Source organism: Curtobacterium sp. MCSS17_005 (genome assembly GCF_003234225.2).
GTDB lineage: Bacteria > Actinomycetota > Actinomycetes > Actinomycetales > Microbacteriaceae > Curtobacterium > Curtobacterium flaccumfaciens.
Window position 1 is genome coordinate 1973754 of record NZ_CP126258.1, and the last position, 14220, is coordinate 1987973.

Here is a 14220-nt window from a genome sequence, read left to right on the forward strand (position 1 = left end):
GGTCCTCCTCGGGGACGTCGGTGCGTTCCCGATCATGCCGTGTGCCGGGCGGTGCCGTGTAACGGGTTGGTAAACGTTCCACCCGTGCACGGAACGGTCGTCCCCGGGGGCGGATCCCCAGCGGTCCGCCGTTCTCGGCACCCCCGGTCCCGACCCGACCGCCAGGAGCGGGCTTGGGGGATCGGCCGAGGACCTCTATCGTTCACCGGAACGATTACAGGAGGGGTCACCCCGAATGCAGCCCATCGTCCCCGAACCCCGCAATGCCCACGGTCCGAGCCGTCGGGCGCTCATCACCGGCGCCGCCGGTCTGGCCGGCCTCGGCCTGCTCACGCTCGCCGGGTGCAGCTCCGGTGCGACCGCCGGCACCCCCACGATCCCCGAGGCCGCGGCCACCGGCGTCGCCCGTCGCGGCGGACGCCTGCGCATCGCACGGCCCGCCGCGTCCGCCGCCGAGACCCTCGACTCCGCGAGCTCGCTGTCGGCCTACGAGTACCTCGGCGCGCTGTACAACCGGCTCGTCAAGCTCGACCAGCAGGGCACCCCGGTGCCGGACCTGGCCGAGGAGTGGTCCGCGAACGCCGACGGCACCGAGTGGACCTTCGCGCTCCGCCGGGGCGTGGTCTTCCACGACGGGTCCCGGTTCACCGCCGACGACGCCATCGCGAGCATCCGGCACATCCTCGACGAGAAGACCGGCAGCCCGCAGGCCGGGGTGCTCGGCGAGGTCATGGACGCCGACTCGATGCGCGCCGTCGACCCGTACACGCTGCGCTTCTCGCTGACGAAGCCGAACGCCGAGTTCCCGTCGCTGCTCACGGCCTACCAGTGCTACATCGTGCCGGCCGACGCCATCGCCGACATCGGCCGCACCGGGATCGGGACGGGGCCGTTCCGGCTGTCGTCGTTCACCCCCGCCGGTGCCGGCAGCGTCGAGGCGTTCGCGGACCACTTCGCCGGCCGCCCGGCGCTCGACGGCATCGACTTCTACTCGATCCAGGACACCACCGCGCGGGTGAACGCCCTGCTCGCCGGGCAGATCGACCTCATCTCGCAGACCAACCTGGACTTCGCCACCGCCCGGGTCGTGTCGGCGTCCGACCGCGCCACCGTCGCCCGGTCGAAGAACGCCCAGTGGTACACGATCCCGATGCTCGCCACGAGCGACGAGTTCAGCGACCCGCGGGTGCGCCAGGCGATGAAGCTGGCCTACGACCCCCGGAAGATCGTCGACACCGCACTGCAGGGCACCGGTTCGGCAGGTTGGGACAACCCCGTGCCGCCGCAGCTCGCCGCGTTCGTCGACGACCACCGCGAGTACGACCCCGACAAGGCCCGGGCGCTGCTCAAGCAGGCCGGGCGCGAGGACTTCCGCGCCGCGATCTACACGTCGAGCTACGAGTCGGTGTTCACCCCGATGGCCGTCGCCTACCGCGACGCCGTCGCCGACGCGGGCATCCGTCTGACCGTCCGCAACGCCAGCTCGGACTCGTACTACACGCAGATCTGGATGCAGAAGCCGCTCATGGTGAGCTACTGGTTCACGGGGCGGCCGATCGACCAGCTGCTCAACCAGATCTTCCGCTCGGGGTCGTCGTACAACGAGAGCGCCTGGTCGAACGAGACCTTCGACGGGCTGCTCGACGATGCCCGCGCCGAGATGGACGACGCCAAGCGGCTCAGCCTGTACCAGGACGCCCAGCGGCTCGTCGTCGAGGACGGTGCCGACATGACGCCGATGTTCGGCGACCGGCTCGTGGGGTTGTCCCGCGACGTCGTGAACTACTCGGAGTACGGCTTCGAGTTCGACTACCTGCGGATCGGACTGCGCCGATGACGACCACGAACACACCGTCGGACGTCCTCGTCCCCGTCCTCCGCCGCGTCGGCATCGCCGTGCTGACCGTGGTGCTCGCCTCGCTCTTCGTGTTCCTGGCGGTGCAGGCGCTCCCCGGTGACGTCGCCCAGCAGCTGCTCGGGCAGAACGCCACCCCCGACGCCGTCAAGCAACTGCGCGAGACCCTCGGCCTCGACCAGAACGTCTGGCTCCGCTACCTGCAGTGGCTCGGCGGCGCGGTGCACGGCGACTTCGGCACCTCGCTCGTCAGCGGGGAACCGGTCGCCCCGACGCTGTTCACAGCCTTCCGGAACAGCATGCTCATCGCCGTGCCCGCGATGCTCGTCGGCGTCACGGTGTCCCTGACGCTCGGTGTCGTCGCCGGTGTCCGCCGGGGCCGTCCGAGCGACAGGGTGATCTCGATCGTCAGCCTGGTCGTGATGAGCGTGCCGGAGTTCATGGTCGCCACCGTCCTGGTGCTGCTGTTCGCGATCGGCCTGCCGGTCTTCCCCGCCGTCGTGCTGCGGGGGAGCGACGCCACCGTCGCCGAGCTGCTGCCCACCATCTGGCTGCCGATCATCGTGCTGACGCTCGCGATGGCCGCCTACATCGTGCGGACGGCTCGCTCGTCGACCATCGACGTGATGGCGTCGGAGTTCGTCACGACGGCCGAGCTCAAGGGCCTGACGATGCGCCGGGTGGTGTGGAAGCACGCGGTGCCGAGCGCCCTGCTGCCGACACTCAACGTCGTTGCGCTCAACGTCGCGTGGCTGCTCGGCGGTGTCGTGGTCGTCGAGAACGTCTTCAACTACCCGGGGATGGGCAAGCTCATGCTCGAGTCGGTGTTCAACCGCGACCTGCCCACCATCGAGGCGATCGCCCTGCTGAGCGCCCTGATCTACGTCGTCTGCAACCTGGCCGCCGACCTCGTCGCGCTCGCACTCGACCCGAAGCTGCGGACCCGCCAGCGACGACCGCGCACGCGCACCCGCAGCGCCCGCAGCGCCCGCAGCACCAGGAAGGCCGCCGCATGACCGCCACCGCACCCCGCCGCCGCGTCGGACGCGACGTGCTCGCCGGCGCGCTCGCACCCCTGCGCGGGTCGACGGCGCTGCGCATCGGCCTCGGCCTCATCGCCCTGCACGTGGTCCTCGCCCTGCTCGCGCCGGTGATCGCCGGGCACGACCCGGTCGCCACGAACGCCGGCGACGTGCTCGCCGGTCCGACGTGGACGCACTGGCTCGGCACCGACCAGTACGGCCGGGACGTGCTCTCCCGCACCCTGAACGGCGGCCGGTACGCGCTGTCCGTGACCTTCCTGGCCACCACGATCGCCGTCGCGGTCGGCACCGTGCTCGGCTGCGTCACCGCCTACGCCGACAACTGGTTCGACGAGGTCGTCATGCGCGTCGTCGACGCCCTGCTCAGCGTGCCGTCGATCCTCGCGCTCCTGGTCGTCGTGACGGTCTTCGACGCCGGCCTCTGGGTCATCGTCCTCGCCGTCACGGTCGTCTACGCCCCCGCGGTGACCCGGGTCGTCCGCGGCGCCGCGCGCACCGTGATCACCCAGGACTACGTCACGGCGGCCCGTGCCCGGGGCGAGCGGCCGCTGTCGATCGTGTTCCGCGAGATCCTGCCGAACGTGCTCGACGTCGTGCTCGTCGAGTACGCGATGCGGGCCTCGTGGATCGTGCTGCTCGTCGCGTCGCTGTCCTTCCTGGGCTTCGGCGCGAACCCACCGACCCCGGACTGGGGCCTGATGGTGCAGGAGAACCGCACCGCGCTCACCGTGGTGCCGCTCGGCACCCTCGCCCCGATCGTGGCCCTCGCCACGCTGGTGATCGGACTGAACCTCGCGGCCGACGGCCTGAGCAAGTCGCTCGGCGTCGACCGCGCCGAGCAGGGAGTCAGCGCATGACCCGCACCGACACCGGCACGACGTCCGCCGCGACGGCGACCGTGCCCGACGCGATCGTCCGCGTGGACGACCTGTCCATCTCGTACGCCGCCGGCAAGCGACGGGTCCCCGTCGTCCGGAGTGTCTCGTTCGCGATCGAGGCCGGTCGCACCCTCGGCCTGGTCGGCGAGTCCGGCAGCGGCAAGTCGACCGTCGCGCGGACGCTCCTCGCACACCTGCGCGCCGGGTCGGCGATCGACGGCGGGACGGTCCGCGTCGACGGCGCCGACGTGTTCGCCCTGTCGCCGGCCGGCCGCCGGGCGCTCCGCGGCGGCACCGCCTCGGTCGTCGCCCAGAACGCCGGACAGGCGCTCACCCCGTCGATGCGCGTCGGCGAACAGATCCGCGAGGCCCTCCGCGCCCACGGCGAGCCCGACGGCCCCGAACGCGTCGCCGAGCTGGTCCGGCTGGTCCGGCTGCCGGACCCCGAGAGGATCGTCCGTCGGTACCCGCACCAGTTGTCCGGCGGGCAGCAGCAGCGCATCGCCATCGCGATGGCCGTCGCCGCCCGGCCGCGCGTGCTCGTCCTCGACGAGCCGACCACCGCCCTCGACGTGGTCACGCAGGCCGCGGTGCTCGACCTGGTCGCCGACCTCGGTCGGCAGCTCGGCATGGCCGTCCTGCTCGTCAGCCACGACCTCGGGGTGGTGTCCGCCATGGCGGACGAGATCGCCGTGATGCGCGACGGCGAGGTCGTCGAGCACGCCGCCACGGCGGCGCTCTTCGCCGCGCCGCAGCACGAGTACACGCGCGCCCTGCTGGCCGCGGTGCCGGACGGGCGGCGGCCTGGGCCCACATCGCCGGTTCCGGATCGACGCGCCAGCGGCGAGTCGGCCGTGCCGATGGGGAGAGGCGCGGGGCACGTGTCCGACGACGCGACCGTCCCCGGGGCGGTCGGCTCCACGGCCAACGGCACCGCGCCTCCCGGAGGTCCCGCCCGCCCCGTGGTGACCGCGGACGACCTGGTGATCCGGTACGGCCGCGGCCTGCCGGCCGCCGTCGACGGCGTCTCGTTCACGATCGCCGCGCACGAGACCCTCGCCGTCGTCGGCGAGTCCGGCAGCGGCAAGTCGACGCTCGCGACGGCGCTGGCCGGCCTGGTACCGGCCGAGTCGGGGACGTTCACGTACGACGACGGCACGACCCGCGGCGACCTGCGCGAGCCGATCGCCGGCCGCGCGCCTGCCCTGCGGCGCGCCGTGCAGCTCGTGTTCCAGAACGCGGACACGTCGCTCAACCCGCGGCGCACCGTGGGCGCAGCCGTCGCGCGGCCGCTTCGGCTGTTCAGCGGCTCGTCCTCGCGCGAGCGCGTCGGGGCCCTGCTCAGCCAGGTCGGGCTCGGGCCGGAGTTCGCCGACCGGCTGCCCGCGCAGCTGTCCGGTGGGCAGCGCCAGCGTGTCGGGATCGCGCGCGCACTCGCGGCGGAGCCGTCGCTCGTGATCGCCGACGAGATCACCACGGCGCTCGACGTGCAGGTGCAGGCGGGGATCCTCGCGCTGCTGGCCGACCTGCAGCGCGAGCGGGGCCTCGCCTGCCTGTTCATCAGCCACGACCTCGCCGTGGTGCGGGGCGTCGCGGACCGGGTCGCGGTGATGACGGGTGGTCGGATCGTCGAGATCGGACCGACCGAGCGGGTGTTCACCGGCCCGAACCACCCGTACACGTCGACGCTGCTCGCGGCGACGCTCGAACCCGGCAGCACGACCCTGCCCGACGTCGGTGACGGGGTGCCGCGCTGGCGGCACGCCGACGGCTGGACCGACCACGGTGACGGACACCGCACCCGCAACTGGGAGGACGCATGACGACCGACGACGGCACCGACCACGGCACCGCCGCCGCCACCTTCACCGCCATCGGCGACCCCGGCTCGCTGCCCGCGGGCGTGACGGTCCGCGACGAGTGGATCCCGATGCCCGACGGTGTGCGGCTGCACGCCCGGATCTGGGCACCGTCGCAGTCGCCGACGCAGTCGGGTGCGCCCAGCGACCCGACGCCGGTGCTGCTCGAGTACCTGCCGTACCGGCTCGACGACTGGACCGCACCGCGCGACTCGGAGCGGCACCCCTGGTACGCCCAGCACGGGTACGCCTCGGTGCGGGTCGACATCCGCGGCACCGGTTCGTCCGACGGGTTCTTCGACGACGAGTACAGCGAGCAGGAGCTGCTCGACGGCGAGGCCGTGATCGCGTGGCTCGCCGAGCAGCCGTGGTCGACCGGCGCCGTCGGCATGTTCGGCATCTCGTGGGGCGGCTTCAACGCGCTGCAGCTCGCGGCCCGGGCACCCGCCGCCCTCAAGGCCATCGTGACGGTCTGCTCGACGGACGACCGGTACGACAACGACGTGCACTACGTCGGCGGCGCCGTGCTCGGCATCGACATGGCGGCCTGGGGCGCGACCATGTTCGCCTTCAACTCCCGGCCGCCCCGGCCCGAGGTCGTCGGCGCCGGGTGGATCGACCGCTGGCGGGAACGTCTCGAGGCGAACCGCCCGATGACGCCGGTGTGGCTGGCGCACCAGGAGCGCGACGACTACTGGCGGCACGGCAGCGCGGCCGAGGACTACGACGGCATCCGCGCCGCGGTGCTCGCCGTCGGTGGCTGGGCGGACCCGTACCGGGACGCCGTGCTCCGGCTCGTCGACCACGTCAGCGCCCCCGTGAAGGGCATCGTCGGCCCGTGGTCGCACCAGTACCCGGATCGTGGGCTCGCGCCGGGGCCGTCGATCGGGTTCCTGCAGGAGACCCTGCGGTGGTGGGACCGCTGGCTGCGCGGGGTCGACACCGGCGTCGAGGACGACCCCGCACTGCGGGCCTGGATCAACGAGGGCGAAGCCCCCGCCCCCTACTACGCCGGTCGCCGCGGTCGCTGGATCGGTGCCGAGGCGTGGCCCTCCGCCGCGACCCACGAGCGCGTCCTGCCGCTCGCCGCCCTGCGGGGCGGTGACCTCGGACCGGTCGGGGTGCGGTCGCCGCAGCACACCGGGGTGGACGCCGGTCGGTTCTTCCCGTTCGGCAACGCCACCGACCTGCCGCCGGACCAGCGTGCCGAGGACGGCCGGTCGGTCACCTTCGACCTGCCCGTCGGCAAGGCGTTCGACCTGCTCGGCAACGTGCTCGTGCGCTTGTCCGTCACGAGCGACCAGCCCCGCGCCACCCTGACCGTGCGGCTCTGCGACGTCGCACCGGACGGTTCGTCGACGCTCGTCACGCGCGGGGTGCTGAACGCCGCGAAGCGCGACGGCATGGACCGCGACGACGTGCTCGTGCCCGGGACGCCCGCCGAACTGCCCGTCCGCCTGGTCTCGACCGGACACCGGTTCGCCGCCGGACACCGGCTGCGCATCGCGGTCTCGTCGTCCTACTGGCCGTGGGTGTGGCCGCACGGCGTCGAGGCCACGGTGACGATCGACCCGACCGCCTCGAGCGTCACCCTGCCCACCTGGACCCGGTCGACCGACGACGGGGTGGTCTTCGCCGAGCCCGAACGGTCCGAGCCCCTCGTTATCGAGCGCGTCGCGCCGGCCGACCCGCTGCCGCAGCGCACGGTCACGCACGACGTCGAGACGGGGGAGTGGACGCTCGACGTCGACCCCGGGTACGGCGGCGGGCGCGTCTACCCGGACGGCCTCGTGTTCACCGAGGACGCCCGCGAGACGTACCGGATCCGCTCCGACGACCCGACCAGCGCACGGGCGAGTTCCCGCTGGGCGATCGGGTTGACGAAGCCGGAGTGGGCCGCGCGCCTCGAGACGACGTCCGAGGTCACCGCCGACGCCCACACCTTCCACGTCGTCAACACCGTGCGCGCCTGGGCACGCGACGGCGGGTCCGACGAACCCGAGGTGCTCGTCACGGAGCGGACCTTCGTCGACGACGTCCCACGGACCTCGGCGTGACCGCGGCGGCACGCGTCCGGCAGCGGCCGGAGGTCCGACGCGCGATGATCGTCGAGGCCGCCCGCGCGGTGATCGTCCGGAACGGCGTCGGTGCCACCGGACTGCGCGACATCGCGGCCGAGGCCGGCGTCTCCGTCGGCACCGTGACGTACCACTTCGGCAGCGTCGCGGAGATCCTCAACGAGGTCGTGGTGCTCGAGACGGAGCGCTTCTACGGCGCCATCGTCGCGGCCGTCGATGCCGAACCCGACGTCCTGGTGGGGCTGCGGATGCTCGTCGCCCCGCTGTTCGGCGACACCGAGCAGGTCCGGCAGCACTGGCGGATCTGGTCCGACTACTGGACCGCGGTGGTCCGGCGGCCCGAGGTGGCCGCCGAGTACGCCGAACGCATCCGCGTCTGGGAGGCGTGCCTGGTGCGGGTCATCCGGCGCGGGGTGGACGCCGGGGTGTTCATCGACGCCGACGCCGACACCGTCGCGCTGCAGCTCGCCGCGTACAGCGACGGCGTCGCGACCCAGATCGCCCAGGGCGTCCCGGGGCTCACGAACGGGGTTGCCCTGTCGTGGATGTGGCGGTTCCTGTCACACGAACTCGGTGTGCCCGCTGTGGACATCGCCGGAACCGGTCGTTCCCCCTTGTGATGAGGTAAGGCTTCCCTTACCGTTGCCACATGGCACGGACCCGGCGGCAGCCCAGCGAACGCATCCTCATCGCGGGCGGTGCCGAGGACCTCGTCGAGATCCACCGCCAGCTCGACGAACTCCCCGAGAACGCGTACGGGCAGGTCTTCGTCGAGGTCGCCCTCGACGAGCAGATCCGCATCCTGCCGGCCCCGCCGCGCGTCACCGTGACCTGGCTGGTCCGGAGCGCCCGCAGCTCGGCCGTCGCTCCGCTGGTCTTCGCGGACCACGGCGAAGCCCTCGCACACGCCCTGACCGGGTGGGCCGCCGAGTGGTGCGTGACGGGCTGCGAGCCCCGCACCTCGGTGTGGATCGGGTGCGCTGACAGCCCGTGGATAGAGCGCGCACGGTCCATGGTGCAGCTCGAACTCAGCGACGCCGGCCAGCAGGTGCAGGTCGAGTACGGCGGGTAAGGGGAGCCTGCTCTTCCTTGCGGCATGCAAGAGAGGCGGGCATGGTTGTGACCATCGGCAGCACCGCGCCGGTCCGGACAGGGCCAGGCACGCGGGTGTAGCCACGACGGAGGAGGAAACGACATGACCACGCAGAGCAGCACCACCACCCCCAGCACCACGTCCCCGTTCTCGACCACGCCGGAGCTCGCAGCCGGGGTCGCCCAGTTCCTCGCCCCCGTCGTCATCGACCTCGAGGCGCTCGTCGTCAACGGCAAGCAGGCCCACTGGCACGTCCGTGGCCGCAACTTCGTCGGCGTGCACGAGCTCCTGGACGAGATCGTCGAGCAAGCGCAGGACTACGCGGACAAGGCTGCGGAGCGCATCGTCGCCCTCGGCCTGCCGGTCGACTCGCGCATCGCGACCGTCGCCGCGAACACCACCCTGCCGCCGCTGTCGCAGGGCTTCCAGAACTCGGACGTCACCATCACCGAGGTGATCGCCCAGATCGACGCCGCGCTGCTGCAGGTCCGCCGTGCGGTCGACGGCCTCGACGAGGTCGACCTCAACAGCCAGGACGTCGCGATCGAGATCGAGCGCGCGCTGACCAAGGACCGCTGGTTCCTGCAGGCGCACCTCGCCGCCTGAGTCGCGACCACACCTCTGACGGGAGGCCCGGTGCCAGCTGGCACCGGGCCTCCCGTCCGTCTGCAGTCACGTCTCGTTCCGGTGAGACGCCGTCGTGTCGGTTCGGCGCCGTCTCGTCAGCGAGACGCCGCCGCACATGGCGGCGTCTCGGGAGGACGACGGCGTGTTGCGGGAAGGGTGGCGGCACGTGCGGCGCGGGCTTCGCGGGATTCGCGCTTGCGGCTGATGGTACCGAGCACCCGGTCGACCGCGATCCCGAGCCCGGCGGCGACCACCATCGACACCAGGGCGGCGACGATCGGTTCGTGCAGCACGCTCGACGCGGCCAGGGCGATCCCGATCGACACCGCCGACCACGCCAGCCCCGCGATCGCGCTGATCGCGAGGAACCGGCGGTAGGACAGCCGGGTCGCTCCGGCGGTCATGTTGACCGCGACCCGGCCGACCGGGATGAAGCGCCCGGTCAGGATGAGGCTGGCGGAGCGGCGCTGCATCTGCCGCTCGGCGAACGCGAAGGCCGCCGCGATCCGTGGTCGCTTCGACCGGGCCAGCCGGGCGAACCCGATCCGGCGCCCGATCCAGTACGCGATCGAGTCGCCGGCGATCGCTCCGAGGGCGGCGGCGACGAGCACCACGGCGAGGACGGGCTGTCCGGACGTCGCGGCGATGGCGGCGATCGCGACCAGGGCGGACTCGCTCGGCACCGGCGGGAAGAAGCCGTCCACCAGGCACAGGGCGAAGAGGACGACGTAGACGAGCGGACTCGCGGCCAGCTCGACGACGAGCGGGGTGATCTGGTCGAACACGGGGTACTCCCTCCCGCCGACGGAACTCGCCGACGAGGACGACGCTACGGAGCCGACGCGCGCTGGCCATCCCGCGGCGGTCTCGACCACCCCCTACTGCGGTATGACGTTCCCGTCCGCGAAGACCACGTCCGGTGCGTCCACCCGGCGGTCGACGACGGTGGTCGGGGCCTCCAGGTGCACGGCACCCGAGGGCATGATGCCCGCACCGCCGAACCGTTCCATCACCCGCCACTGCGCGACGACGTCCTCGCCGGCGTGCTCGGGCGGCAGGGTGTCCCAGAACCGGAAGCCCCCGACCTCCTCGAGCGCACGGCGGTCGTACAGCGCGCAGGCACCGATCCACGCGACGCGGTAGGGCACCCACTCGCCGGGGCGCAGGTCGAGGTCGGCGGCGACGTGCGTCGGGTTCGCGGCGTTGTGCAGTGACCAGCGGTCGAATCCGGGGGTCCCGCGGCGCACCACCTCGGGCACGACCGGGCCGTCCCACCGCTCGAACACCGAGGTCTCGTGCGGGCGACGGTCCTGCAGGTACGACAGGCCCTGCACGGCGCTGCCGACGAACCCGCAGCCCAAGGTGCGCAGCGCGTCCAGCATCCGCGCGATCGACCCCGGCTCGAGCCAGACGTCGTCGTCGAGGAACAGCACCGCGGCTGCCTCGGCGTGGTCGAGGAGGAACTGCCGGTGCTCTGCCAGGCCACGCCGTTCCGGGTGGGTGAGGAGCGTGACGGGCCGGCCCTGCGCCTCCAGGACGCGGAGCATCGCGGCGACCGCCGGCGCGCTGGCGGCGTCTCCGTCCGCGGACTGGTCGCTCAGCACGACGCGCAGGTCGACGTCGGTCTGGGCGGCGAGGCCGGCGAGCGTCGTGGCGAGTTCGGCCGGCCTGCCGACGGTCGGGATGAGCACGTCGACGTCGATCGTGCTCGTGTCCGCTGGATCGGGGGCCTTCGCCCAGGACCCGGACCAGCGGGCGGTCACGGTGCCGGGTCCGGTTCGGGCCGCGCAGCGGCTTCGCGGATCCGACGCACGACGGCGCTGGTGGAGTGCTCGGGCACGTAGTCGACCATGACGACCTCGCCGCCGTAGCCGCGCACGACCTCGGTCTCGGTCAGCATCTCGGGGGAGTAGTCCCCGCCCTTGACGTAGACCTCGGGGCGCAGCCGTTCGATGAGCGGGATGGGGGTGTCCGTCGCGAACACCGTGACCAGGTCGACGCAGGCCAGCGCGGCGAGCACGCCGGCGCGGTCCTCGGCCGGGTTGATCGGCCGCTCCGGGCCCTTCAGCCGGCGCACCGAGTCGTCGTCGTTCAGCGCGACGACGAGCAGGTCGCCCAGATCACGGGCCTGGCGCAGGTACGTGGTGTGCCCGCGGTGCACGACGTCGAAGCAGCCGTTCGTGAAGACCACGCGGCGGCCGGCCTGCCGTGCGGCCTCGACCGCGGTGGCGAGCTCGTCGTGGTCGACCACGGTCGCCGCCGGCGCGGTCACCGAGTCGAGCAGGGCGGCGGCGGTGCAGACGGACGTGCCGGCCTCGCGGACCACGACGTCGGCAGCGGCCTGGGCGACGGCGACGGCGTCGCGCAGGGGTGCCTGCACGGCGAGGGCGACGGTCGCGGCCGCGCAGAAGGTGTCACCGGCGCCGGAGGCCTGCTGCTCCGAAGCGGGCGTCGCACGCGTGCGGAACCCCTGGTCGGACCCGGGCTCGAGCAGCACGGTGCCGTCGCGGTCGAGCGTGACCACCGCGGCACGGGCTCCGCTGCGGGCGAGCACGTCGGCACGGGCCGCGACGACGGTGCCGACGCGGTCGGCACCGGTGCCGAGCTCCGTGCCGAGCAGGGCGGCGGTCTCACCGGCGTTCGGCGTGACGAGGTCGGGGTGCAGCGCGGCCCAGCGGGTCAGGTCGTGGGCGTCGACCACGACGGCACCGGGGCGGTCACGGTCGAGCATCGGCACGACGTCCTCGGCGCGGACACCCAGGCCGTAGTCGCACACGACCGCGGCGTCGGCGCACCGGACGGCACGGGCCACCGAGCGGGCGAGGCGTTCGCCGTGCTCGGCGGTCGGGGTCGCGGCGAGCTCGTCGACCCGGACCACGACGCGGTCCCCACCGACCACGCGCGACTTCGTCGTGGTGCGGGCGCCGGGGATCTCGACCAGGAACGACGTGTCGACGCCGGCAGCCTCAAGCCGCTGGCGCAGGACGTCCCCGGCCTCGTCGTCGCCGATGAGCCCGACCATGCGGACCCGGGCGCCGAGGGCGCGGGCGTTCACGGCCGTGTTCGCCGCGCCGCCGGGCACCGCGATGGTCTCGGTGACGCGGACGACGGGGGCCGGGGCCTCGCGGGAGACCCGCTCGGCCTCGCCGACGGTCCAGCGGTCGAGGATGCAGTCGCCGATGACGACGACGAGGGGTTCGCGGTCGTCGATCGTGGCGACGAGGTCACGGACCAGCCGGACGTCGGCGGTCATCGGGTGCCTCCCACGGTGTCGGCGCTGCCGGCGGTGGCGCCGGCAGCGGCTGCGGGGCCGGTGGCGGTGCTGCTGGTGGCTGCGGTGCTGCCGGCTGCTGCGGTCGACGGCTCGGCTGTGCGGCGCGGCGGTGCGGCCTCGAGGTGCACCACCGTCGTGGTCGTCATCTCGTCGAGCAGGTGCGGGCCGTACCCGAACCCGGCGCCCGAGGCACCGCGGGGCTGGGCGCTGCCGCCCGGAGCGCCACCGAACACGGCGTTCACCTTGACGGTGCCGACAGGCAGCTCGGCCGCGGCACGGAGCGCGTGCGCGGTGTCGTTCGTCAGCACGGTGGCGGCGAGGCCGTAGCGGTCGGCCGCGGCGAGCCGGAGGCCCTCCGCGAAGTCCGACACGACGCGCACCGGGGCGATCGGGCCGAAGGTCTCCTCGGTCAGCACGAGCATGTCGTCCGTGCAGTCGGTCAGGACGGTCGCCGGGTAGAACGATCCGAGCCCGCCGGGCGTGACACCACCGGTCCGGGCCGAGGCGCCGCGGGCGATCGCGTCGTCGACGTGGCGCTGCACGAGCTCGCGCAGCCGGTCGTCCACGAGCGGCCCGAACTCGGCGGCGGGTGCGGCCGTGCGGCGCTCCGCCTCGGCGACCAGCGCGGCGACGAAGGGCTCGGCGACGTCCTGGTGCACGTACACCCGTTCGACGCTGGTGCAGATCTGGCCGGTGTTCGCGAACGCGCCGAGAGCGACCTGTGCGGCGGCCCAATCCGGGTCGACGTCGGTGTCGACGACGACGGGGTCGTTGCCGCCGTTCTCGCGGATGACGTGGGCGCGGGTGGTCGCAGCCACCTCGCTCAGGCGGTCACCGGTGGCGGTCGACCCGACGTGCGCGTAGACGTCGATGCCCTCCTGCGCCAGGAGCAGCTCGCCTGTGGTCGCGTCGCCGTCGACACCGATGAGCACGCCGTCCGGCAGGACCTCGGCGAGCAGCGCGTTGAGTCGGGCGAAGGTCGCCGGGCAGCGTTCGCTGCCCTTGTGCACCACGGTGTTGCCCGTGACGATCGCTGCGCCGAGGATCCCGCAGGCCACGGCGACCGGGTCGTTCCACGGCGTCAGGGCGAGCACCACGCCGCGCGGGTGCGGCACCGACCAGTCAGCGGCACCGAACTGCCCGCGCAGGGCCTCACCCCGGTGCACCGGCCCGAGCTCGGCGTACTGCACGAGCGTGCCGATGCCAGCCTCGACCCCGCCCAGTGCGTCGCCGGGCACCTTGCCGGTCTCGCGGGTGTTCAGGTCCGCCAGCTCCTGCGCGTGGGCACGGAGGTGCTCGGCCGCAGCGTGCAGCAGGGCACCGCGCTCGGCCGGCGCGGTCCGGGCCCAGGCACCGGCGGCGGCACGGGCGCGGGCGACGGCGTTGCGGACGTCGTCCTCGGTCGAGCGGCGCACGGTGGACGCGATCGATCCGTTCACGGGGTCGGTCACCACGAGGTCGTCGGCGGCGGGGGGTGCGATCGTCATGGGGTCCTTCCGGAGGCGGGCGGGGC

12 protein-coding genes are annotated in these 14220 nt (G+C 73.3%); 8 read left to right on the forward strand and 4 right to left on the reverse strand.

Annotated features, from left to right (window positions below; genetic code table 11):
* Window positions 1–235: 235 nt before the first annotated feature.
* The 8 genes from DEJ20_RS09545 (at window position 236) to DEJ20_RS09580 (ending at window position 9412) form a co-directional block, all read left to right on the forward strand.
* Window positions 236–1837, forward strand: a complete 1602-nt coding sequence (locus DEJ20_RS09545) for an ABC transporter substrate-binding protein (protein WP_111236280.1) — start codon at window positions 236–238, stop codon at window positions 1835–1837.
* Entirely contained in the window at window positions 1834–2871 is a 1038-nt protein-coding gene (locus tag DEJ20_RS09550; RefSeq protein WP_111236279.1) for an ABC transporter permease, read from the forward strand. Before DEJ20_RS09545 ends, DEJ20_RS09550 begins: the two co-directional genes overlap by 4 nt.
* Complete coding sequence (locus DEJ20_RS09555) at window positions 2868–3755, forward strand: ABC transporter permease (RefSeq protein WP_111236278.1); 888 nt, start codon at window positions 2868–2870, stop codon at window positions 3753–3755. The genes DEJ20_RS09550 and DEJ20_RS09555 overlap by 4 nt, the downstream gene beginning before the upstream one ends.
* The gene (locus DEJ20_RS09560; RefSeq protein WP_111236277.1) at window positions 3752–5599 is read left to right on the forward strand and encodes a dipeptide ABC transporter ATP-binding protein; all 1848 of its coding nucleotides are present in this window, start codon (window positions 3752–3754) and stop codon (window positions 5597–5599) included. The genes DEJ20_RS09555 and DEJ20_RS09560 overlap by 4 nt, the downstream gene beginning before the upstream one ends.
* A complete protein-coding gene (locus DEJ20_RS09565; protein WP_111236276.1) occupies window positions 5596–7692 on the forward strand; it encodes a CocE/NonD family hydrolase in 2097 nt (698 codons plus the stop codon). The genes DEJ20_RS09560 and DEJ20_RS09565 overlap by 4 nt, the downstream gene beginning before the upstream one ends.
* Window positions 7689–8333, forward strand: coding sequence for a TetR/AcrR family transcriptional regulator (locus DEJ20_RS09570; protein WP_111236275.1), 645 nt, complete (start codon window positions 7689–7691; stop codon window positions 8331–8333). The genes DEJ20_RS09565 and DEJ20_RS09570 overlap by 4 nt, the downstream gene beginning before the upstream one ends.
* A 29-nt stretch (window positions 8334–8362) precedes the next feature.
* Entirely contained in the window at window positions 8363–8785 is a 423-nt protein-coding gene (locus DEJ20_RS09575; protein ID WP_111236274.1) for an SIP domain-containing protein, read from the forward strand.
* A 123-nt stretch (window positions 8786–8908) separates the two neighbouring features.
* A complete protein-coding gene (locus DEJ20_RS09580) occupies window positions 8909–9412 on the forward strand; it encodes a Dps family protein (protein ID WP_111236273.1) in 504 nt (167 codons plus the stop codon).
* Between the two features lie 116 nt (window positions 9413–9528).
* On the opposite strand, the gene DEJ20_RS09585 is transcribed toward DEJ20_RS09580, so the two are convergent.
* The 4 genes from DEJ20_RS09585 to DEJ20_RS09600 all read right to left on the reverse strand — a co-directional run bounded on the left by DEJ20_RS09585 (window position 9529) and on the right by DEJ20_RS09600 (window position 14194).
* Window positions 9529–10218 (reverse strand): DedA family protein, encoded by a 690-nt coding sequence (locus tag DEJ20_RS09585; protein ID WP_258377242.1) that lies wholly within the window; start codon window positions 10216–10218, stop codon window positions 9529–9531.
* Window positions 10219–10311: 93 nt separating this feature from the next.
* Entirely contained in the window at window positions 10312–11196 is an 885-nt protein-coding gene (locus DEJ20_RS09590; RefSeq protein WP_111236272.1) for a glycosyltransferase family 2 protein, read from the reverse strand.
* Window positions 11193–12686 (reverse strand): D-glycero-beta-D-manno-heptose 1-phosphate adenylyltransferase, encoded by a 1494-nt coding sequence (rfaE2, locus tag DEJ20_RS09595; protein ID WP_111236271.1) that lies wholly within the window; start codon window positions 12684–12686, stop codon window positions 11193–11195. Before rfaE2 ends, DEJ20_RS09590 begins: the two co-directional genes overlap by 4 nt.
* Entirely contained in the window at window positions 12683–14194 is a 1512-nt protein-coding gene (locus DEJ20_RS09600) for an aldehyde dehydrogenase family protein (RefSeq protein WP_111236270.1), read from the reverse strand. Before DEJ20_RS09600 ends, rfaE2 begins: the two co-directional genes overlap by 4 nt.
* Window positions 14195–14220 lie beyond the last annotated feature (26 nt).

Excerpts from the sequence above, each read along its gene's own strand:
- DEJ20_RS09545 (WP_111236280.1), top strand. The coding sequence starts at position 236 with ATGCAGCCCATCGTCCCCGAACCCCGCAATGCCCACGGTCCGAGCCGT.
- DEJ20_RS09550 (WP_111236279.1), top strand. The coding sequence starts at position 1,834 with ATGACGACCACGAACACACCGTCGGACGTCCTCGTCCCCGTCCTCCGC.
- DEJ20_RS09555 (WP_111236278.1), top strand. The coding sequence starts at position 2,868 with ATGACCGCCACCGCACCCCGCCGCCGCGTCGGACGCGACGTGCTCGCC.
- DEJ20_RS09560 (WP_111236277.1), top strand. The coding sequence starts at position 3,752 with ATGACCCGCACCGACACCGGCACGACGTCCGCCGCGACGGCGACCGTG.
- DEJ20_RS09565 (WP_111236276.1), top strand. The coding sequence starts at position 5,596 with ATGACGACCGACGACGGCACCGACCACGGCACCGCCGCCGCCACCTTC.
- DEJ20_RS09575 (WP_111236274.1), top strand. The coding sequence starts at position 8,363 with ATGGCACGGACCCGGCGGCAGCCCAGCGAACGCATCCTCATCGCGGGC.
- DEJ20_RS09580 (WP_111236273.1), top strand. The coding sequence starts at position 8,909 with ATGACCACGCAGAGCAGCACCACCACCCCCAGCACCACGTCCCCGTTC.
- rfaE2 (WP_111236271.1), bottom strand. The coding sequence starts at position 12,686 with ATGACCGCCGACGTCCGGCTGGTCCGTGACCTCGTCGCCACGATCGAC.
- DEJ20_RS09600 (WP_111236270.1), bottom strand. The coding sequence starts at position 14,194 with ATGACGATCGCACCCCCCGCCGCCGACGACCTCGTGGTGACCGACCCC.